The sequence below is a fragment of the Serratia sp. (in: enterobacteria) genome (genome assembly GCF_051654945.1).
Taxonomy (GTDB): domain Bacteria; phylum Pseudomonadota; class Gammaproteobacteria; order Enterobacterales; family Enterobacteriaceae; genus Chania.
Map to the genome: position 1 here is coordinate 1 of NZ_JBOFZA010000081.1, position 20,859 is coordinate 20,859.

Genomic DNA, 20,859 nt, shown 5'->3' on the forward strand with positions numbered 1-20,859 from the left:
ACTATTACGTTCAAGCGGTAGCATAGGAGAAATGAGCGCCCAGGCTTCATCTGGAACATCATAACGAGCCAAATTCGAAAGCTTCCTGTCAGTTAAACATGACTATATTGTACAAAAAATAGTTACGGGACACACCCTAGGATTTAAAGACGAAGTGACAAAAGATTTCACTACCTGGCATCAGGGCCAGTGTATTGATATCCGTACGCTAAAAGGCGTTGAAATGCGCGGTAACTTAGGTGAATCCGCTCTTCAGCTGAGTATTCCCCAGGCTTATTTGGAGTACAGTTCAGAGAATTGGGATCCACCCTCGCGCTGGGACGAAGGTATTCCAGGATTACTGTTGGATTACAGCGTCAATGCACAAAGCAGCCACCAGCAGGAGAGCGGTGTGCGTGGCTATGATGTGAGCGGTAACGGTACTGTGGGAGCGAATATGGGCGCATGGCGTTTGCGCGCCGACTGGCAAGGGCGCACCGATCATCAGACTGGGGACGATAGTAACAGCAGCAAGCGTGACTGGGACTGGAGTCGGTTTTATGCCTATCGTGCAGTTCCGCAACTGCGTTCCAAGCTGGTGGTGGGCGAAGACTTCCTGAACTCGGATATCTTTGACAGCTTCCGCTTTACCGGGGCCAGCCTGAACTCCGATGACAACATGTTGCCTCCGAACCTGCGCGGCTATGCGCCGGAAGTCTCGGGAGTAGCGAGAACCAATGCCAAGGTCACCGTCAGCCAACAAGGACGTGTGCTGTACGAAACTCAGGTCGCTGCAGGCCCGTTTCGTATTCAGGATTTGAACAACGCGGTCTCCGGCTTGCTTGATATCAGGGTTGAAGAACAAGATGGCAGCGTACAGACCTTCCAGGTGAATACCGCCAACATCCCTTATCTGACGCGGCCGGGACAGCTGCGCTTTAAGATGGCTGCAGGTCAAGCCTCCAATATCGATCACGATATGGAAGGGCCGGGCTTTGGTAGCGGGGAATTCTCCTGGGGGATCAGTAACGGCTGGTCGCTGTATGGTGGCGGCCTGCTGGGCGGTGACTACAACGCTATGTCACTAGGGGTGGGGCGCGATTTGCTGGCCCTCGGAGCCATCTCGTTTGACGTGACACAGTCGCGGGCGACCTTGCCGGATCAGGGAACCCAGAGTGGCAGATCCTACAAGGTGAACTACTCCAAACGCTTTGATGAGTATGACAGCCAGGTAACGTTTGCGGGCTACCGCTTCTCGGAAAGAACCTTTATGAGCATGGCGGAATACCTTGAGGCCCGCAGTGGGAGCGAGTTTGAGTCCGGCAACAATAAAGAGATGTACACCGTTTCACTGAGCAAGCAATTCAGCGAACTGGGGTTGTCGGTGTATCTGAACTATTTCCATCAGACCTATTGGAACCGTTCTGAGAGCGATCGCTATAACCTGATGATGTCACGCTACTTTGATATTGGTCGTTTCAAAAACATCAATGGATCAATCACGGCGTTTCGCAATGAGTACAACGGTACTAATGATGATGGTATTTATCTGTCGTTTTCCATTCCGTGGGGCGACACCTCTACCGTCAGTTATAACAGCACTATTAGCGGGGATAATACGTCACATAACGTCTCGTATTATGACCGGATTAATGAACGCAGCAGTTACAACCTGACAGCAGGTGGTTCCCACCATGGTGCCGAGACTAGTGCCTTTTACACCCATGATGGTGATGCGGCACAGATTAACGCCAATGCCAGCTACCAGAATGGGCGCTACTCTGCGGTCGGTCTGGGTATGACGGGGGGGGCAACATTAACTGCTGAAGGGGGAGCGCTGCACCGCAGCAATACTCAAGGTGGGACTCGTCTGCTGTTGGATACCGGTGGGGTCGCGGGTATTCCGGTCAGAGGATATGGTTCAACCATTAACAGTAATGCCTTTGGCAAAGTTGTCGTCGCCGATGTCAACAGCTACTACCGCAACAGCGCCAGCATCGATATCAATAAGCTGGCCGATAACGCTGAAGCAAAACGTTCTGTAGTACAGGCCACGCTGACAGAAGGGGCGATAGGTTACCGTCAGTTCGAGGTCATTGCGGGTGAAAAAGCCATGGCAGTGATACGTATGGCAGACGGCAGTTATCCACCGTTCGGCGCGACCGTCCTTAACGGTAAGAAGCAGGAAACCGGCATTGTTAATGATGAAGGCAGTGTTTACCTCAGTGGTATTAATGCCGCTGAACGTATGACTGTCCGTTGGAACGGCGCTGAGCAGTGCTCGGTGGTGTTACCCCCTGCATTGTCGGCGGCAGCACAGTCCGCGTTATTACTGCCGTGTATACCACTTTCGGGTACAACCCTGTCCAATCAGGCTACCTCGAGCGTTAATACAGACACAATTTCACGAAATACACTAGAAACAGGTAAATGAACACAATGAAACTGAACTCACGTATCGCCCTCATCCTGGGGTTGGGTTGTAGCCTGGTGGCTTCGTCCTCCTGGGCTGCTATTGCCCTTGACCGGACGCGGGTGATCGTCAACGAAACTGACAAGGCTGTCAGTCTGAACATCAGTAATCAAAATAAACAGCTGCCTTACCTGGCGCAGAGCTGGATTGAGGATCCGCAGGGCAACAAAATCACCTCTCCACTGGTGGTGTTACCGCCGGTACAGCGGGTTGAGGCGGGTGAGAAAAGCCAGATTAAAGTCCAGGTGCTGCCGGCGGCGAACCTGCTGGCCCGTGACCGGGAGACGCTTTACTACTTCAACTTGCGTGAGATCCCACCAAAGAGCGATAAACCCAACAGCTTACAGATCGCCCTGCAAACGCGTATCAAGCTGTTTTATCGCCCGGCCGCGATTGTGCCAAGCCGACAGGATATGGATAACCCGTGGCAGGAAAAGCTGACGCTGACCCGCAAGGGAAACCGCTATCAGGTGAATAACCCGACGCCTTATTACGTCACGCTGGTCGATGCCAGCAAGACGAAAGGGGTTACCGTCAATGGCTTTGAGCCGCTGATGGTGGCACCACTGTCCAGTGGTGAACTGAATGTCAGCGCCAGTGCATTGGGAGACAGACCGATACTGACCTATGTCAATGACTATGGTGGTCGTCCGGCTCTGAACTTCACATGCAGTGGAAGCACCTGTCAGGTTGCACCTGATAGCAGCAAAAAATAAACATAACGGCGCGCGTTGTTCGTCGAGGCGGATAATGTCCGCCAGGCGTCACAGTCACGTGCGGCCAGGAGGCAGAAATGCAACAGATAATGCGAGTAATTTCCGGGAAATCCAGCCAGCATCAACCCGGTAATGATCGGGGCATGCGTTTATCCTCATTGTCCCTGCTGATGACTAGCCTGCTGGTGCTGAGCGGTACGGCAATCGCTGATGCCGGGCGCAACAGCGCTGAGCGTAATCTGTCGACCAGCGAGAGGTTTGTTGAAGGCAATGAGGGCATCTTGCATGTGTATGGTGCGCTGACAGAGAGTGCCTGTCGGTTGGATATGACCTCGGCTAATCAGGTCGTGGAAATGGGTGTAATCGGCACCGGGCGTCTGCAGTCCGTGGGGGCAGAAGGTACCCCAGTGGCAGTGAATTTAATTCTGCGAGACTGCCTACGTGTCTCGTCATACAACCTGGATGAGCGCCAAGGGAACGTGGTGTGGGCAGAAGACCAGCCCTCTATGTCAATCACTTTTCTCGCCCCCCAGGATATCTATGATAGCAAGATGATCGGGGTCAGAGGTGCACAGGGGCTGGCGCTACGCCTGAGCGACAGCGAACAGCATCCTGTACCGCTAGGGCAACGCAATAGGCCGGTACTGCTGAACCCAGGGAATAATGTGCTGAATTACTGGTTGACTCCGGTGCGTACCGCAGCGCCGTTACAGGCCGGTGCTTACACCGCTAATGTAGATTTTAGGCTGAGTTATGACTAGGGAGTGCCACATGCGCACCATGAATTTCTTGAAGCGGCGTGGGGCTGTCGGATATTTGAGCGGGGGGCTACTGCTCCTGTTGGTCGGTGGGCTTCTCTTGCCAACCGTAGCGTTGGCAAACACCACGGTCAATTTTTCGGTGACGGTGATAGATCCTCCGCCCTGCAAGATTAATGACGGTAACGATGTCAGCGTGAATTTCGGTACTGACGTGCTGATCACCCGGGTGAATGGTGAGAATTATAAGCAGCCGGTTCCCTACAATTTGACTTGTGTACCGGAACCGTCATCAAACGCACTCAAGTTGCAGTTTACCGGCCAGGCTGCGGGCTTTGATTCTGCCCTGGCGACCAGCAACAGCAACTTGGGGATCAAGCTGCTGCATGGGGATACGGTACTGCCGATCAATAGCTGGCTGAACTTCACCTGGCCCGCGGCACCAGAGATCAACGCGGTATTGGTCAAACGACCAGGATCGACCTTGTCACCAGGCGTATTCTCGGGTGTCGCTACGATGCTGGTGCTTTATCAGTGAGGATAGGGTAATGAATGTTTTTATTGGCAATACCCTGATGTTGTTGATTGGGGTTAGCCTGATGACGCCGGCACAGGCCGTGAACGTAAATTTCAGTGGCACGCTGCAGGCTCCGCCGCCGTGTACCATTAACAACGGCAATCTGATTGACGTGGATTTTGGCGAGAAAGTGGCGATTAAAAAGGTCGATGGCAGTAATTATATCCAGCGAGTCAATTACACCATTAATTGCGAGCCTGGCGTGCCCGGCTGGACGCTGGGATTGACCTTCCAGGGATCGGCAGCGGCTTATGATAAGGCGGCGGTACAAACCAACAAGTCTGCGCTGGGTATTCGTATGTTGCGTAATGGCGAGCCATTTACCATGAATACCCGCTTTGAGATCGACAGTGCTGCCCCACCTGTGCTGCAGGTAGTACCGGTCAAAGACCCGGCAAAGGACCTGACTGATGGGCCCTTTGAAGCATCTGCCACGCTGTTTGCAGATTATCAATAGGAGAAGCGACAATGTTGAAATGGTCTGCAGGCATTGGGTTGCTGAGCGGCTATCTGCTGCTGGGAGGCGGGCTGGCGGCGTCATTTTCCGCCGGTGCAGCGGATAATATGCGGTTGCACGGTGCGTTGGTCTATGAAGCCTGTGATATTCAGCCTGGGGATGAAAACCAGACCCTGGAACTGGGAATGGTGGCAGACCGATACCTATATCTTAATACCAGTACACCGCCCCGGGCGATCAGCTTTAACCTGATTAACTGCGATACCGGGATCGGTAATATGGTTACCCTGAGCTTCAGCGGTAAGGAAAACAGCCAATTACCAGGTTATCTGGCTGTAGATGATAGCAGCACTGCAGCTGGGATCGCCATTGGTATCGAGACCCAGGAGGGGCAACTGATCCCGCTGAACGATACGACAGGAAAAACGTACCCGCTGGCTGACGGTTCTAACGTCATTACCATCAAAGGATATTTGCGAGGTGAGCCGGAAGCCCTGGCGAACCACACCATCACCCGCGGCCTATTTCGCGCGGTGGCGACATTTAATTTGGATTATAACTGATAATTCTTTACACAGTAGATGACGTTCTCAATATATCAAGGGACGTCTCACTGCATAAAATATCGAGGTTGATGTGAAAAAAGTTCTCATCAGTATGGCGTTGCTGTTCCTTTCTTTCGAAGGATATGCGGCAGAATGCCGGGTGAATGGTGGTAGATGGTTTAATTTGCACACTACGGGAGCAACAGATGTAAGCGTAACAATGACACCCTCCTATCCTCAAAACAGACTGGAGTTAAGTGGTTACTCATTAGACTGCGCTTTTAGCGTTGACGATCAAGCGCCTGGTCGGGAAGATTACTACCATACAACTTATCCAGGAGTGACTTTCCTTGGCAAGCTTGCGGGTCAAACTGGCGGGCTTGTTATTAACGGGACCACGTATTCTGCGCCGATTGCAGGTAATAATTTCGTCGCTACGGTGCCAAGTTATGTTTTTTCTGTGCCAATTAATTTATATCCATATATCAATTTGAGCGCTAACCCTGAGGATCCAATAAATATTGTTCCAGGGGATAGAATTGCCGACGTGAGTCTTTTACAATCTAATAACTTTAATGGGTTTACTAATAATATCACTCTAAGGTTAATTGCGAGCAACAGTTTCACCCTTGATCCATCCAATTGCAAAATTAATGCAGGGCAACTGCTGGATGTTAACTTCGGTACAGTAGCCGGTAGGGAGGTTGATGAATCCATCCCGGGCCAGAAAAACCGCGTGACCAAACGCCTCAGCTATAGTTGCCCTGCACCCGGCCTGACCTTGCCGATCACGGTAACCTTGCGTGGAACGGGGGCCGGGTTTAATTCCCAGGTATTGAAGATGAGCAATGCAGATTTAGGCGTTGTGATGGAAAGGGGTGGGCAGGTGGTACCGTTAGGTTCTTCGTTCACCACCAATTTGACTAACAGCACCGGTGGCGATGATGTGACCTTCTCGCTGGTAAGACGTCCTGGGTCAGCCCCCGCAACCGGTGTCAGTAGCGGTTCCGGAGTACTGGTTATCGGGGTGCCGTAAAGGTATTGCCCAAGCTGATGTTGAGGATCGCTCGGCATCAGCTTTCAACCGTTCTGATCGCATTACCCACGAGGCTGGCAACATACCTAGTGACCAACGGATTGAAGATTTGGCCTTAATTTCCTGTAATCACTTCATTCAAACTTGTCATCCCCATACGGCGTAACGCAATCATTTTATAGCGACTGACGGCTGCGGTGGTAATGCCCAGTGCCGTTGCTAACTTTTTCTGGCTGAGACCACTCAATAGTGCACGTAACACCACACGCTCCAACTTTTGTGATTCAATCTGATGGTCAGCTAAAACCGTATGTTCTTGCAAGGTGCAGACTGCGCTATGTAACACGCATTTAAGTAAATCCAGGGGGATCAATTTATCCACCACCGCATTGACACCGGCTAAGCGGCCAAGATCTCGCAGTTTGCAAGACGAGCGATGGGTCAGTAGAATGGTTTTATTTTGATAACTATAAGGCAATGAAAAAAGCGTCATCATTTCTTTCCCCATGTTACCGACTTCCAGAATCAATAAGTCTATTGGCTGCTTGATAAGTATTTCTTTGAGTTCAAACCTGTTGCTGGAGATGCAATTGACTCGCCAATGGGTAAAGTCAGTACAGAGCTCTTTGATGCCAGTAGCGGTATAAGCACAATGCGTGATAATTAACAGGTTCACGGGAATTTTATTTTTACCTGGAGGTAAATGAGGTTGTATCATGGGGTGCTACCTAGTCTCTTAACCATTGAATGGACATTGCAGTGAGCATTTTATAAAAATGCATGACCTTAGATGTACGTTAGCGGGGGTGCTAGCGCCTCTGTAGATTTTATGATAGAGAAAGTGGTTGTTTTTAATATGGGAATAGTCATCAGTATGTTGTAGGTCATGGCCTACATTGACAATACTGCCCAGAGTAGGCAAGGTTGAAATAGTTAAAGCAGATTCTGATTAAGGTGATGCGAGAGGGAAGGTGGGGATCTATTATTAACACTGCTTTGGCTTTAATTAAATAAAAAAGATAATTAAAAATGTCATATAGATTAAGATTACGGAAATCGTCAGGATTAACCAGTCAGTTAAGTTAAATTGATTCATTTCTACCCTTATGCCAATTTTTAAATCAAATGGTTGCGCAGATAAACTGCGTAGGGGTAGGATAATTTGCCTGGCTTAACACCACAATGAGATTACCCATCGGTGAGTTGTAGGTTTAAGACTACAGGTGTTGGGATAAAACTGGGGGGAGGGCTACAACCAGCAAAGAGTCATTGCTCTGTAATGTGATTAGCGTGACGGGCGCAGCATTTGCAGCGCCCGCCTTGAGAGCAGAGAAGCAATTACAAACCGCGTTGGTCCATCAGCACGGCCAGGTCCACCAGGCGGTTAGAGAACGCCCATTCGTTGTCATACCAGGCGAGGATCTTCACCAGGTTGCCGCCAATCACCAGCGTAGACAGGCCGTCGATAATGGATGATCGAGGGTCGCCCTGATAGTCGCTCGACACCAAGGGTTCATCGCTGTAGCCCAAGATATCTTTCAATGGTCCTGATGTTGCCGCTTTACGAAATGCCGCGTTCACTTCTTCGGCAGTGACATCCCGTTTAAGAGTAACGGTCAGATCAACGATAGACACCACAGGCACCGGTACGCGCAGTGAATAGCCGGTCAGGCGTCCGTCCAATTCCGGGATCACTTTACCGAGCGCCTTGGCTGCACCGCTAGAATAAGGCACGATAGAAAGCGTAGCGGCACGGGCTCCGCGCAGATCTTTCTCCGGTTGGTCATGCAGGGCCTGGCTGTTGGTATAGGCATGTGTGGTGTTCATCAGACCATGTTCGATGCCGAAGTATTGGTGCAAGACCTGTGCTGCCGGTGCCAGTCCGTTAGTCGTACAGCTGCCGTTACTGACCACTTTATGCAAGGCAGGATCGTATTTCTCATGGTTAACGCCCATCACGACCGTGATGTCATCGTCTTTACCGGGCGCAGATAAAATCACCCGTTTTGCGCCGCCCTTGGTGATGTGAACTTCGGCTTTGGCTTTATCGGTGAAAAATCCGGTGGCTTCGATAACGACATCCACCCCCACGCTGCTCCACGCAATGGCGCCGGGATCGCGCTCGGAGAAGACGTGAATGGCTTTGCCCTCCACCAGTAACTGGCCTTCAGAGGCTTCCACACTGGCGCTCAATGTGCCTTGCAGCGAGTCGTATTTCAGCAGATGAGCCAGGGTTTTGCTGTCGGTCAGGTCATTGATTGCTACTACCTGAAAGTCATTGCGGCCCAGTGCTGCGCGCAATACATTTCTGCCAATTCGACCAAACCCATTAATGCCTACTTTGACCATGATGTGCTCCTCGGTGAGTTATCTGGTTCCAAAATAGTGCGCGGGTGACTTGGCGTAAATGACAAATAACAATCAATTTAGGACAAGGTGCGAGCGTGGAAACGCTCACGATAATCTGACGGTGTCAGTTGTAAATTCCTTTCAAACACGCGACGCAGGTTGAGGCTGTTGCCAAAACCGGTGGCGGCGGCGATGTGCTCGAGTTTGTCCGAGCTTTGTTCCAGATGCTGCCGTGCAACGTCGAGGCGGACTTCCTCCACATACTTGGCGGGGCTGATCCCGGTTTCACGGGTGAAAACGCGGGTAAAGTTCCTTGGGCTCATGGCAACGTGTTCCGCCAGCCTTTCAACGGATAAATCGCCGGACAGATTGTGCAGTATCCACGTTTGCAGATCGCGGATTGGGCCAGGGGAATTGGCCTGGCTGAGCAGAAAACGGCTGAACTGTGATTGCCCACCGGGGCGACGCAGGAACATCACCAGGTCTTGGGCGACGTCGCGCGCTAACGTGAAGCTGTGATCGTCTTCCACTAAAGCCAGCGTCAGGTCGAAGCCGGAACTGACGCCGGCGGAGGTCCAGACTTTGCCGTCCTGAAGATAAATCGGGCCTTTCTCTACCCTAACCTTGGGGAATTGGGTTTGCATCGCGTCAAGTAGCCGCCAGTGCGTGGTGGCTCGGCGGCCATCAAGCAGACCGGCCTGAGCCAATAACCATGCGCCGCCGCAAATCGATACCACCCGCCGTGCATGCGGTGCAGCCTGACGCAGCCAATTGACGACGATATCACCTTCCTCAGTGCTGGTGCCTCTGCCGGTGATCATGATGGTGTCACGCGGCAATGTGGGATCAAGGTCAGCGAGGCGGTGATCGGCCAGCAGATTTAACCCCGACATCCCCCGTATCACGCGATGCGCCTGGGTCGTGGCAATCGACACCTGATACGGTGGATGTGCGGCATCTGCTGACCTCAAGCGGTTGGCCTGCATCAGGATATCGGCAATGCCCGTAGGCTCGAATAACATGCCCCCTTCGGGGACGATAATCAGAAAGGTATGCATGTCCTTAAAATACAAATTAGACAAAATAAGTCAAGTGCGGGGTGGGTTTCACCGGCGACTTTTGAAAATGGCGAAGCGCATTGCGATTAAGGTCACCTTTTACCCGGTATCACCTTCCTGACGCTTCTGCGGTCCGTGTTGCAAAACGACGATAAGTTTTCACATTCTCCAATCAGTGGTCGGAACCCGATTCCGGTTCTTCGACAACGGGATATACATTTCATCTGGCGAGATGCCATTATTTTGACTATCGATTTTTACCTATGTAGCGTTAAGTATATATGATTCTCGCCTCATATTTATTTAATACATCAAGGTTTGTGGTTTGTAATAAAATATACTACAACACTTCGTTATAGATAGGTGTGTTATTTTGTTTTTGGCATTTATTCGAGGGTGTTTTAAGTTTGATGAATAATATCTGGTTATTATAAGAGTTGCCTGTGATGATAAGATGAATTTGTAGTTTTTCTGATGGAATAGTACGTGAATAATTATCTTTGGCTGGTATGTTCAGGGTTTATTACGGATCTGAAAGGGATCGCTGGTCTTGCTCGACAATACCGAACGCGTGATTAACATTTCTTGACGTTATCTTCATACTTTCTTCATAGTGTTTAAGGTTTTTTATTGTTAACTACGTGTGTTGTTTTATTTGTAGTCAGTTTTTTACTCATCTACAAAGCGAATGGGGTATGGAGCAAAACGATTTTATAAATAACTTTCAGTCTTTTTGTGGTTATTTCTATTGATATCCGCTGTTGTGAAAGCGAACGTCGCCGGTACAGACGAAGAGCGTGGTGGCCGATTTTGGCATTAATCGCCACATAATCTATCCAAACGAAGCACAGTTTATAAGGCCATGATGTGTATGTGTAGAGTAACGCGTATTCACTATGCTTGGTATGTTGCTTTAGCCTGTTTGGCTATATCGTCTATCCGTGCGGGTATCGGTTTCCAGACCATGGGTTTCATCATCAACCCGGCTCGTGAAGAGCTTGGATGGTCCAATACTCAAATTACAGGGGTAATTGCATTCAGGGAATTGATCGCAGGAGTTGTCGCACCTCTTGTCGGCTGGTTGGTTGATCGACGGGGGCCAAGAATTATTATGCTGGTCGGCGCTATTCTTGTTGGTCTGTCGCTCAGCGTGGTCTCTTTCACACAAACTTTCTGGCAGTTCGCTTTGATTTTTGGCGTAATTGGCGGTATCGGCGTTGCCGGTCTGTCTAATGCATTAGTGTTTCCTCTGATTGCCAAATGGTTTTCAACCCAGCGTGGGCGTGCAACCGGCTTGGTATCATCCGGTGCCAACCTCGGCGGTATATTGTTGTCGCCGGTCATCATTTGGTTGTTGTCTATTTCCGACTGGCGCTCTACCTGGTTCTTTCTTGGCTTCCTGCCAATTCTCATTCTGGTGCCACTTGCTATCTTTGTTCTGCGTCGCGAGCCAGCAGATATGAACCTTCTGCCGTACGGCGAGGAACAAGGCAGCGAATTTGCTCAAGAGCAAAACGGGGGAGCCTGCCCTGACCTTACATTGACAGAAGCCATTCGTTCACCAGGATTCTGGTTTCTAATGGTTGGCTGGAATCTCAGCGATTTTGTGTTGAAAGGTGCCTTGTTACATAAGGTTCCAGCTGCTCAGTCGCTTGGTTTCACAACCGCCGAGGCAGGTAGTGTGATCTTGACCTATGGCGCTTTTGCCATCTTGGGCAAGTTATTAACGGGCTTTATTGTGGAACAAGTCTCAACGAAGTGGGTCGTTCTTAGCCTCTCAATATTGCAAGCGATAGGACTCATCCTGTTCATCAGCGCGGGGAGTATTTGGCAACTGCAGTTAGGCTATGGTGTCTTGAGCGGTTTGTCTGCAGGAGGGCTGATCATGATGATGCCTTTCCTGCTCGCTTCGTTGTTCGGCCGCAAGAATCAAGGCGTTATCATGGGGATCGTTACGCCTCTGGTCATGATCTCAGGTATCGGTGGACCGTTATTGGCGGCGCTGTTGTTCGATATAACGGGTAGCTATGTTGTCGCCTTTGAGATTTATGCGGCGATTGCCGTTTTCGGTGGCTTGGCCCTTCTTGGGGCCAGCATTGTCCCGCGAATGACACCGAAACTTTAAACCTGTACAGGAGGTAATATCATGTCGACGGTCACTATTCTCTATCCGGGCCAGATGGGCGGTGCTTTTGCAGCGTTGCTATTGGCGGCTGGCCATAAAACGATCAGTCCGGTGGGTTGCCGTAGCGAGAAAACCCAAAAATCAGCAAGGGAGGTCGGGATCGGCATACGTGACAGCATGGTCGATGCTGTTGTTGAGAGTGACCTGATTTTGTCGCTGGTACCCCCATCTGCAGTTATAGATGTGGCACATCAAGCAATAAGCGCCTGCCGTGAAAAGAGTGTTATGCCCGTTTTTATCGATATGAATGCAAAAACTCCAACGGATGCAGAGTATTTGAGTAGGGCTTTCGACCAGGCTTCGTTGCCTTTTTGCAATGCCTGTATTATCGGGCGCGCCTCGCATTTAGGTAAAGAAGGACGAATTTATGTCAGCGGTCCAGACACCATGCCATTAGAGGAATTATTTAAAGATATATTGCCAGTGATTCGGCTTGGTGATGAGGTTGTCCAGGCATCAATTTTCAAAATGGCTTTTGCAGGTTTTAACAAGGCGGTTACTGCTGCCCTGTTTGAAACGGCTAATACCGCCAATGCCTTTGATGTCACCGATCCTCTGTTCGAACTGATCGGGTACCATTTGGGAGGTACATTGTCTGATTTACGAAAACTGGTCCCAACCTATCCAGACCATATTACGCGCAGGGCGGAAGAGATGGAGGCATTGGCACAGATGCTGAGTGATTGTCAGTTACCGAACAAGATTGCCTTGGCTGCTGGGGAAACATTTCGCCGTCTTGGCTCCAGCGGTTGTTGGTCTGCGGAGGAAATATCTACTCACTTCATGGCGTTGCTATCGGCTATTAACTATCGAGCTGCGCCTATCAAGATGGCGTAATATTTGGGTCAACTCAGAAGTATTTTGGGGACAGTGGCTCAGTCTTGATGGGGTGGGTGTTAAATCCGCAGACAGATGCAGGCGCTATTGGCCAACTTGAAAGGTTTATCGTGGGGTTGGTTTTTCGAATGACTGGCAGGCGATAGCCTTCTTTGCCTGGGTCAGCAGCTTGATGCCCATGCTCGGTGAACCCTGCAACGATTGAATGGCAAACAGCAAAAAGCCCGCTTAGTTTCCTAAGCGGGCTTTTCTAAATATGGCTCCTCTGACTGGACTCGAACCAGTGACATACGGATTAACAGTCCGCCGTTCTACCGACTGAACTACAGAGGAATCGTGTGAACGGGGCGCATCATATCCAGCCGTTAAGAACGTGTCAACGCAAAATTGGCTGCGGCAGCGCAACTGCTCATCATCTGAGCGAATTCAATCGTGTTGTGGCTCGCTGTCTGCATACCAGCGCTGTAACCGGGCCAGCGGGTTTTGTTTGTAGAAGCGGCAGAAATGGTCATACAACGCAGGGAAGCGGTTAGACAGCAGCTCTGGGGCGCTAAAGAAATACTCTGAAAGCACGGCGAAGCACTCCGCCGGATCGCTGGCGGCGTAGGCATCCATACTGGCAGCCTCTTCTCCCACCATATCGATTTCGTCCTGCAGGTTTTCCATCGCGGCGTGTAAATCATATTCCCAGGTGGCAATATCGCGCAGTGGGATCGGTGGCACCCCGGTGGCGGTACCGCCATTGCGCATGTCCAGCTTATGGACTGCTTCGTGGATCACCAGGTTGAAGCCGGAAAGGTCGAAGGAGTCTTGCACATCTAGCCAGTTAAGCACTATGGGCCCTTGTTCCCAGCTTTGCCCTGCTTGCACCACTGGCCCGGAATGCACCAGGCCGATGTCATCCTGCCATTCATCTTCCACCACAAAGGGGGTGGGGTAGAGCAGGACTTCGTTAAAACCGTCCAGGCATTCTGCCCCCAGTTCCATCATCGGCAACGCAAACAGCAGGGCAATGCGCGCCTGCATCAGGGAGGTCAGTTCCAACCCTTGTAGAGGCACGATACGTTTATTTTGCAAAATCTGGCTGGCGACCGCCACCAAACGCCGCTGCTCTTGCTCATCCAACGGTGAGAGCAGGGGGATGTTCAGGGCTTCCTGCCAGTCGGCAAACGTTTCCGCCTGCGCTTGATTTGCTTTCCACGGCCATTTAATCATTGCGTTGCTCTAAGGGTCACTGGAACATTCGGCTGGGGCTGATAGCGTCAACATGCCGCAAAAAGGGGCACTATAGCAAGCGTTTCACGCAGAGATGCCGTAATGGCAGTATGGGACGAGTTCGCAAGCCGTTGAGGAGGGAACGCTCCTCTCTGCGCCACTATTCAATCACTTACGCTTAAGTTTGTCTGTGATCAAACGCCCACATAGAAAATCTTGCTAGCAGCCGATCCCGTATTTCCGGGTGAAAAAGTAGCAATGCTGCTGAATGGGTAACATGTTCGACCGTAGGGGCGTAATGCTTGTCAGTTAAGCGAATAATACGCTTTGCGATGCCCCTCACCCTAACCCTCTCCCAAAGGGAGAGGGGACTGTACATGCGACCCATTAACTCCAGAATCTGACTTTGGCACGGGCGCAGCATGCAGCGCCCCTACGACGTGTCACCTTACCTGCCCACGACGCTGGACTCACCCTAACCTCCCAAAGGGAGAAGGCTGGGGTGAGGGGGCACCGCATTGGGTAAATCAGTTGGGATTACCGCTCAATATCCTGCTTTTCCAGCGCCGCATCCAGCAGGCGTTTAGCCTCAGGGACGGACTCAATGCTTTGCAACGTCAGCAAGGTTTCAATGGTGGATTCCGCTCCCGAGTTTTTATTCACCTTGGTGGGTGAATCGATGCCATCAAAAGCGATCCCTGTGGCGGGAAAATACATTTGTGCTTGTGCGGGGTTCTTGTTAAACAACCACAACGCTAAATCGACGGCCTGCTGCAAATAAGCCGTGTCGCGGGATATCTGCCAGGCTTTGACGTTGGCAAACACCATTGGGCGGATGATGTAGGCGATCTGAGCAAACGTCTGTTCCTCAATCACGGTGACTTTCTCATCCTGCTGTTGCACGGTGAACCAGTTTGCCAAACCTTTTTTGATCAGTGCGGGTTGGAAGTGATCCAGCTCGTTAAACGCTGCTTTAATCATCTCCCTGTCCCCCAGCGTTTCACCTGCCGTCAGCAGAGCATAAGCCTGGCTGTTGCCGTAGCCGTGCCACATGTTTTGCCAGCTTAAAAATGCGCCGTTCACCGTGGAGGCGCTATCCTTGACCTGCATCAGCATGATGCCCGCCGCTAGCGCACGCATCACTTTTTCAATTTCCGGCTTGGGCTCCAACTTATAGGCATTGCTCAGACCCATTAGCAATATCGCAGCCTGATCTCCTGCGGTTTGCGGTAACCATTCGGCTATCGCAATACCGTCTTTTTCACCACGAGTCTGCTTGAAGTTAAAGTCTTTATAAATAACCGCCGTGGTGGCGAAAATGGTTTCGTGTACCTTTTTCGCCAGCGCTTCGTCTGTCTTTACCAGGGTAGGGTAAGCCTCTGTCAGGGCCCATAAGGCACGCCATGTCCACCAGTTGGGCTCCGCTACGCTGGTCTTGTACGTTTTGTTTATGGAGTGATCCGGGTAGATAAAGTTATAAAAATAACCGTTCTCCGCTCGCTGATGGAGAATAAACTGCACCAGCGATTTCACCTTTTCCAAGTCCGCCGCAGAACCGTTTAGCTGATACTGACGTTGATAAAACACTACGGCCCTGGCAACGTCATCAATTGCCGAGACGCCTTCGATAGGATCTTTCACCCAGCGATAATCAGGATATTCACTATAGATATGGATCAGCCCCAATTCTGTGTTGTCGGCTAGTGTGATCTTTTGGTAAAGGGCATCCAGATGCGCGGGGTTCACCACGGTGGCGGAAGCCGAGAAAGTGGCTAATCCAATGATGCAAGCCAGGGTATGCAATAGTTTCATGTTTTTTCCTTGTTGTTATTGAGTAGTTTATTTCAATTTAAAAAACATAGTTCACACCCAGCTTGCCGAAATTAGTCTCGGTGTTTTTATAGGCATTGGGATCGCGGACGTTATGATCCCAGAATTTTTTGTCATGCTCGACCCGGTAAAAATACTCGGCAACCGCATAAAATCTGTCGGTAATCGGATAGCTGTAGTTAAAGATATATTTTTCGCTTCTGGAAGTTTCCTTATAACCGTCACGGCCACCAATACGGCGTAATTGAGGTTCCATTTTCAACAGGAAGTTGTTTTTACCCATGCTCCAGGCCACCCAGGGGCGAAACTCCTGTTCCAGCACGTTCGCCGTTTTGTCGCCATCATGATTGAAGTCCTGGCCTTCTTTGCGGAACACTTCAAAACCGACGTTGACACGATCTGCCACTCGATAGTTAAAATTCACCAGCGCCTCATAAAATTGGAATCGTCCACTATCGGCGCCACGAGCATCCTTATCCTCTACCAGCATTTTGATATCGGTGTTGACGCTGAAGTTGTCCGATACCTGATAACGGTAGTAAGGACGGAAACCATAACCATCACCGCCAATGTTATTATTGTGACCGGTGGTACGGTTCTTCTCATAACCGGTTTTACCCAGATAGATCCCTTCCAGCATAAACCAGTGTTTATCGATACTTTTCGCCCATGCCGGGCGGATTTCCATCTCGATCATACGGAAGTCGGTTTTCTGCTTGCTGTCATTACGAGAGTCGTTGGTAAAGTGCACCTGTTTGAGGACGAAACCGGTGTTCCAGCCGCTGTCACCGAAGTTGACACGCCCATCTGCAAAGACGATCTCATGCACCGGACGCGAGTTGGTGCTGCGCCCTTCATTGCGGAAATGCTCTATTTTATACTCTGCCAACCAGTTACCGTGGAAGTAAGAACGTTCATCCTTTGGCAGGCGAATAATACCGATATTGTCATCGCTTAGCTCGATAACCGTATCTACCATTTCACCGTTGTCTTTAATTATTCTAATTTTGTCACCGGCGAAAACAGGTCGGTTTTCAGCACCTGCAGCTTTGGTGTTATTGGGGGCGTTCTCTGCATAAGTAGTAGAACTGAGACCAGCCAGCAAAAGCAGAGAAAAAATTTTAGAATATTTCATTATAATCCCTTCTAAACTGGTGGCATTACCTGGTTTTTGGCCATGGCAATGCCATCCAATATGATTAATATTAGTTTTTCCATTAAGCCAGTTAAAAGCGCAATATCGATTGCTTACGAATTACATGCCGATAAAAGGATCCTCTATATCAATCCAGTGCGCTTGTGCGTCGCTGGCACCGACATATAATCGCCAGCGATTATCACCTAATGCGATAAGGCCACCGGGGAAAATGACATCGACCAGGTCAGGGCGTTTAGCATCGCCTGGCTGTAAATGACATCTTGCTGCAATGATTTTTATAGCGGTGTAGTTTTTGGTGTCCGGGTTGAAGATAAAGACCCCCGGGTAGTAGTGCCTCCTTTGTTGTTGATCAAAACAGGCAATATGGGCCAGTACGCCGATAGTGCCATTGCCAAGTAAATGCGTTTCGTTGACGCCGCCCCATTCGTCGTGATTGAACTGCCGATCGAGCAATTGTGCACTGGCGATCGTTTCTGGCGTGAGTTCCTCCAGGCTGCCGATCTCCACGTATCCAATGGTGCCTCTGCCGCCGATGTCGCCCTGCGGCCGGGTAAAGACCCCGATGCGCCCTGGCTGGATCTGGCACAGGCGGATGTCTTTCATGCCTGCCGGGCCACGAGCGAAACGGTTGAGCGACATGATGTCACGCCCACGATAAAAAACGGTATGCCAGATCAGTTGCTCCGGGTGCTCGGGATGAGGGTTAACCTCGACGCCACCCAGTATCAGCTCACCGGCGATAAAGTAAAAGAAGGGATCCTGTAACGGGAAGGTGGGCGCATCTGCAACCGGCGTCCATTTTCCCTGCTGCTCATGAAAGAAGACAATCGTTGAATGTTCTGAGTCCCTGGCTTCAACGCGCCCGGCAATCACCTGTAGCCCGGCAGAGGTGAAGGGAGCGGTAATGTTATATACATCCTTGTCGCCCACGCCGGTGAATTCGAGCCGGGCAGTGTTGAAGGTCATACCCGACGTTCTCTGGTGATAGTCGGCGATCAGTTCGGCCACGCTGGCCGGAGAGTGATGATGCATGGCGTATTCTCCCTAATTACACCGACAGGTGTTGCCAAAGTTGGCTCAGCGGCATTTCAGCCAGACACATGCTTTCGTCTGCGGCACCGTAGTAGACCCGCAGGGTATCGTTCTCAATTAACGCGCCGCAGGTAAAGACGACGTTATTAAAGAAGCCGTGAAGCTCATAAGGTGCTTGCGGTTGCAGCAAGGGGACCGCCGACTTGGCGAGGATCTGGCTGGGATCGTCCAACTTGAGCAGCATGGCACCGAGGGCGTAACGCTGGTTCACATCAACCCCGTGGTAAATTTGCAACCAGCCTTTGGCCGTTTTCAGCATCGGTGCGCCGCCACCCAGCTTTAGCGCATCCCAGGGATCTTGAGATGTTCCCAGCAGATGCTGGTGCTGTCCCCAGTGCAGCAAATCGTTGGAACTGGCCAGCCAAATCTCCGGTTTACCGAAGTGTTTTGGTGCAGGGCGATGCAGAGCCATGTATTTGCCTGCCACCTTTTCCGGGAACAGGCAAACGTCACGGTTATCCGGGCAGAATATTAATCCCAGGCGTTCAACGGTGGTGAAGTCCTGGGTCACCGCCAACGCCGTGCAGATCCCTTTGGAGGAGACGGCGGAATAGTTGATATAAAAGGCACCTTCAATCTCAGTGATGCGAGCATCCTCACAGCCAAAGGCCTCGTAACTATTGTCCGGGAAGATAAATGGCTGCGTATCAACCACAAAATCGACGCCATTGCCGCTTCTGGCGACCCGAAGATGAGAGAGCGATGTCAGATAGACGATGGCCGGATCTGCCTTATCGACGATCAGCCGTGGATCGCTAAAATCGTAGGCGGGATCGTTATGCCAAAACTCTCTGGTGGTAACCTGCCAACCTTCCGGGGTTTCGGCTAACCAAGGGACCACGGTGGTGCCTTCATACCTGGGTATCACACTTTCCGCAATGCGCACCAACATAATGGTTTCATCACCAAAGCGGGTGACGCCCGCATTGAACGCGCATTCGACCTTAAATCCCGGGCGACTTGGCGTAATGTCCTGGGGGGTGATTAATGGGTTACCGGAAAATCTAATCATTACTATCCTCTACAAAAATAACGATATCGTTGTTAGTCAAATGGCCAGGGAGTTGGCGAGTATCAAATAAAACGCTGACGTGGGGCGGCACCTCGAAGGGGTAGTCCTCCCCAAAATTAATCATTACGGTGGCGCGCTGTTGGCGATAGCGGCGGCTGAATATCAGGGTGTCTTGTACCTGCGTTAGTTGCTCGTAGTCGCCGTAATGAAACACGGGATAGCGGCCGCGCAGGGCGATGAGCTGTTGATAACCATGCCAAAGGGAGTCGGGGTCATCTTGCGCGGCAGCGACATTGTTCTGCCGATAATCTTCATTGATTGGCATCCATGGTGGCTGGGAGCTAAAACCGGCAAAGGGATCAGCCGACCACGGCATGGGCGTACGCGAATTATCACGGCTCTTGGTTAGCGCAAACTGAAACGCTTCCTCTGGGTTACCGCATGCGGCTAATCTCTGTTGATAGTGCGTCCGTCCCTGGATGTCATAAATGGCATTCGGCTCGGTGGCGACATAATCCTGCATGCCCACCTCTTCACCGTAGTAAATGAAAGGCACACCGCGGGCCGTTAATTGCAGACAAGCCACCGCCCGCGCCCGGTCAGTATCGCCAGCAGATTCGCCAAAGCGGCTAATCATCCGTGGCATATCATGGCTGGAGAAAAACAGCGTAGGCACGCCGCCAGGTAGGTTGTTCATCAGCGTCAACTGTTGGACCATCTGCGGTAAATCAAAGGCCGGCAGGCTGCCTAAATTAAAATTGAAAACCACGTCGCACAGGCTGTCAGCTTGATAACGAGCCAGCTCGGCAAGCTTGTCGCTACCCACTTCCCCGACAATAAAGCAGGGGCCTTTGGCTCGTACATGAGCGATTAAATCGGCGAGGCATGACTCAAGCCCCGGCTGGTTAATATCGTACAGATGCTGCTGTTCGCCGTTGTCGAGCGTCGGGTTGTCCGTACGGATGGGGCTGCATGACAGGAAGTTGATCACGTCCAGCCGGAAACCATCCACCCCCAAGGCTTGCCAGAAATCCAGCACGGCCTTGGCTTCCTCGGCGACGGCCGGATTGGCCCAGTTGAGATCGGCCTGCTCAATGGCAAACTTGTGATAATAGTATTCACCGCCATTGGCTTCAGGCTCCCAGGCCGGGCCGCCGAAGAACGACTGCCAGTTGTTGGGCTGGCGGGTGAAGATAAAATAGTCACGATAGCGGCTGTGCGGGTTATTCAATGCGTCCTTGAACCACGGATGCTCGGTAGAGACGTGGTTAAGTACCATATCAATAATCACCCGGATATTGCGCCGATGGGCTTCGGCGATAAACCGCTCGAACACCGCCAGCGTGCCATAGTGCGGGGCGATATTAAGGTAATCGCTAATGTCGTAACCGTTATCTACCAGAGGGGAAGGGTAGAAAGGGGTGATCCACAGCCCGCCAACGCCCAGCGCTTGCAGGTAGTCCAGCCGATCTATCAGCCCGTAGAAATCGCCGATCCCATCGCCGTTGCCGTCCTGAAAACTAGGCAGATAGACCTGATAGAACACGGTTTCACGCCACCACGCTTGTTCAGTCATTGCAG

The 20,859-nt window shown here is 51.1% G+C and carries 17 protein-coding genes, 1 tRNA gene and 1 pseudogene; 9 read left to right on the plus strand and 10 right to left on the minus strand.

The annotated features are described in order from the left end of the window. Positions 1–136: 136 nt before the first annotated feature. The 7 genes and pseudogenes from ACRDCA_RS16335 to ACRDCA_RS16365 form a co-directional block, all read left to right on the plus strand. Positions 137–2,413: pseudogene (locus tag ACRDCA_RS16335) on the plus strand (outer membrane usher protein); the annotation flags it as partial. Positions 2,414–2,418: 5 nt separating this feature from the next. After that, positions 2,419–3,168, plus strand: a complete 750-nt coding sequence (locus tag ACRDCA_RS16340; protein WP_438690992.1) for a fimbria/pilus periplasmic chaperone — start codon at positions 2,419–2,421, stop codon at positions 3,166–3,168. A gap of 77 nt (positions 3,169–3,245) precedes the next feature. Further along, on the plus strand, positions 3,246–3,929 hold the full coding sequence (locus ACRDCA_RS16345; RefSeq protein ID WP_438690481.1) for a fimbrial protein: 684 nt from the start codon (positions 3,246–3,248) through the stop codon (positions 3,927–3,929). A 10-nt stretch (positions 3,930–3,939) separates the two neighbouring features. Next, positions 3,940–4,464, plus strand: a complete 525-nt coding sequence (locus ACRDCA_RS16350; RefSeq protein ID WP_438690482.1) for a fimbrial protein — start codon at positions 3,940–3,942, stop codon at positions 4,462–4,464. Positions 4,465–4,474: 10 nt separating this feature from the next. After that, positions 4,475–4,960: a fimbrial protein gene (locus ACRDCA_RS16355; protein ID WP_438690483.1), complete on the plus strand. Its 486-nt coding sequence runs from the start codon at positions 4,475–4,477 to the stop codon at positions 4,958–4,960. Positions 4,961–4,971: 11 nt separating this feature from the next. Next, entirely contained in the window at positions 4,972–5,523 is a 552-nt protein-coding gene (locus ACRDCA_RS16360) for a fimbrial protein (RefSeq protein ID WP_438690484.1), read from the plus strand. Between the two features lie 73 nt (positions 5,524–5,596). Continuing rightward, the gene (locus tag ACRDCA_RS16365) at positions 5,597–6,541 is read left to right on the plus strand and encodes a fimbrial protein (protein ID WP_438690485.1); all 945 of its coding nucleotides are present in this window, start codon (positions 5,597–5,599) and stop codon (positions 6,539–6,541) included. 115 nt (positions 6,542–6,656) lie between these two features. Here ACRDCA_RS16365 and ACRDCA_RS16370 read toward each other — a convergent pair whose 3' ends face one another. The 3 genes from ACRDCA_RS16370 to ACRDCA_RS16380 form a co-directional block, all read right to left on the minus strand. Next, a complete protein-coding gene (locus ACRDCA_RS16370; RefSeq protein ID WP_438690486.1) occupies positions 6,657–7,259 on the minus strand; it encodes a LuxR C-terminal-related transcriptional regulator in 603 nt (200 codons plus the stop codon). A 620-nt stretch (positions 7,260–7,879) separates the two neighbouring features. Continuing rightward, on the minus strand, positions 7,880–8,890 hold the full coding sequence (gap, locus tag ACRDCA_RS16375) for a type I glyceraldehyde-3-phosphate dehydrogenase (RefSeq protein ID WP_438690487.1): 1,011 nt from the start codon (positions 8,888–8,890) through the stop codon (positions 7,880–7,882). A 77-nt stretch (positions 8,891–8,967) separates the two neighbouring features. Further along, entirely contained in the window at positions 8,968–9,948 is a 981-nt protein-coding gene (locus tag ACRDCA_RS16380; protein ID WP_438690488.1) for a GlxA family transcriptional regulator, read from the minus strand. Between the two features lie 871 nt (positions 9,949–10,819). Between ACRDCA_RS16380 and ACRDCA_RS16385 the strand changes: the two genes are divergently transcribed. Both ACRDCA_RS16385 and ACRDCA_RS16390 read left to right on the plus strand, forming a co-directional pair. Continuing rightward, positions 10,820–12,073: an MFS transporter gene (locus ACRDCA_RS16385; RefSeq protein ID WP_438690489.1), complete on the plus strand. Its 1,254-nt coding sequence runs from the start codon at positions 10,820–10,822 to the stop codon at positions 12,071–12,073. A gap of 21 nt (positions 12,074–12,094) precedes the next feature. Next, on the plus strand, positions 12,095–12,970 hold the full coding sequence (locus tag ACRDCA_RS16390; RefSeq protein ID WP_438690490.1) for a DUF1932 domain-containing protein: 876 nt from the start codon (positions 12,095–12,097) through the stop codon (positions 12,968–12,970). 257 nt (positions 12,971–13,227) lie between these two features. On the opposite strand, the gene ACRDCA_RS16395 is transcribed toward ACRDCA_RS16390, so the two are convergent. The 7 genes from ACRDCA_RS16395 to ACRDCA_RS16425 form a co-directional block, all read right to left on the minus strand. Then, positions 13,228–13,303 (minus strand) — tRNA-Asn (locus ACRDCA_RS16395). A 93-nt stretch (positions 13,304–13,396) separates the two neighbouring features. Then, entirely contained in the window at positions 13,397–14,185 is a 789-nt protein-coding gene (mtfA, locus tag ACRDCA_RS16400; protein ID WP_438690491.1) for a DgsA anti-repressor MtfA, read from the minus strand. A 537-nt stretch (positions 14,186–14,722) separates the two neighbouring features. After that, a complete protein-coding gene (locus tag ACRDCA_RS16405; protein ID WP_438690993.1) occupies positions 14,723–15,379 on the minus strand; it encodes a sugar phosphotransferase in 657 nt (218 codons plus the stop codon). Positions 15,380–16,034: 655 nt separating this feature from the next. Then, on the minus strand, positions 16,035–17,150 hold the full coding sequence (locus ACRDCA_RS16410; RefSeq protein WP_438690492.1) for a hypothetical protein: 1,116 nt from the start codon (positions 17,148–17,150) through the stop codon (positions 16,035–16,037). 120 nt (positions 17,151–17,270) lie between these two features. Further along, positions 17,271–18,206, minus strand: coding sequence for an MTP-1 family protein (locus ACRDCA_RS16415; RefSeq protein WP_438690493.1), 936 nt, complete (start codon positions 18,204–18,206; stop codon positions 17,271–17,273). Between the two features lie 16 nt (positions 18,207–18,222). After that, positions 18,223–19,278, minus strand: a complete 1,056-nt coding sequence (locus ACRDCA_RS16420; protein ID WP_438690494.1) for a glycoside hydrolase family 130 protein — start codon at positions 19,276–19,278, stop codon at positions 18,223–18,225. Continuing rightward, positions 19,271–20,854, minus strand: a complete 1,584-nt coding sequence (locus tag ACRDCA_RS16425; protein ID WP_438690495.1) for an alpha-glucosidase — start codon at positions 20,852–20,854, stop codon at positions 19,271–19,273. The genes ACRDCA_RS16420 and ACRDCA_RS16425 overlap by 8 nt, the downstream gene beginning before the upstream one ends. Positions 20,855–20,859 lie beyond the last annotated feature (5 nt).

Excerpts from the sequence above, each read along its gene's own strand:
- ACRDCA_RS16340 (WP_438690992.1), top strand. The coding sequence starts at position 2,419 with ATGAAACTGAACTCACGTATCGCCCTCATCCTGGGGTTGGGTTGTAGC.
- ACRDCA_RS16405 (WP_438690993.1), bottom strand. The coding sequence starts at position 15,379 with ATGGGTCTGAGCAATGCCTATAAGTTGGAGCCCAAGCCGGAAATTGAA.
- ACRDCA_RS16385 (WP_438690489.1), top strand. The coding sequence starts at position 10,820 with ATGTGTAGAGTAACGCGTATTCACTATGCTTGGTATGTTGCTTTAGCC.
- ACRDCA_RS16350 (WP_438690482.1), top strand. The coding sequence starts at position 3,940 with ATGCGCACCATGAATTTCTTGAAGCGGCGTGGGGCTGTCGGATATTTG.
- ACRDCA_RS16345 (WP_438690481.1), top strand. The coding sequence starts at position 3,246 with ATGCAACAGATAATGCGAGTAATTTCCGGGAAATCCAGCCAGCATCAA.
- ACRDCA_RS16410 (WP_438690492.1), bottom strand. The coding sequence starts at position 17,150 with ATGAAATATTCTAAAATTTTTTCTCTGCTTTTGCTGGCTGGTCTCAGT.
- ACRDCA_RS16420 (WP_438690494.1), bottom strand. The coding sequence starts at position 19,278 with ATGATTAGATTTTCCGGTAACCCATTAATCACCCCCCAGGACATTACG.
- mtfA (WP_438690491.1), bottom strand. The coding sequence starts at position 14,185 with ATGATTAAATGGCCGTGGAAAGCAAATCAAGCGCAGGCGGAAACGTTT.
- ACRDCA_RS16390 (WP_438690490.1), top strand. The coding sequence starts at position 12,095 with ATGTCGACGGTCACTATTCTCTATCCGGGCCAGATGGGCGGTGCTTTT.
- ACRDCA_RS16355 (WP_438690483.1), top strand. The coding sequence starts at position 4,475 with ATGAATGTTTTTATTGGCAATACCCTGATGTTGTTGATTGGGGTTAGC.
- ACRDCA_RS16370 (WP_438690486.1), bottom strand. The coding sequence starts at position 7,259 with ATGATACAACCTCATTTACCTCCAGGTAAAAATAAAATTCCCGTGAAC.
- ACRDCA_RS16380 (WP_438690488.1), bottom strand. The coding sequence starts at position 9,948 with ATGCATACCTTTCTGATTATCGTCCCCGAAGGGGGCATGTTATTCGAG.
- gap (WP_438690487.1), bottom strand. The coding sequence starts at position 8,890 with ATGGTCAAAGTAGGCATTAATGGGTTTGGTCGAATTGGCAGAAATGTA.
- ACRDCA_RS16425 (WP_438690495.1), bottom strand. The coding sequence starts at position 20,854 with ATGACTGAACAAGCGTGGTGGCGTGAAACCGTGTTCTATCAGGTCTAT.
- ACRDCA_RS16415 (WP_438690493.1), bottom strand. The coding sequence starts at position 18,206 with ATGCATCATCACTCTCCGGCCAGCGTGGCCGAACTGATCGCCGACTAT.
- ACRDCA_RS16360 (WP_438690484.1), top strand. The coding sequence starts at position 4,972 with ATGTTGAAATGGTCTGCAGGCATTGGGTTGCTGAGCGGCTATCTGCTG.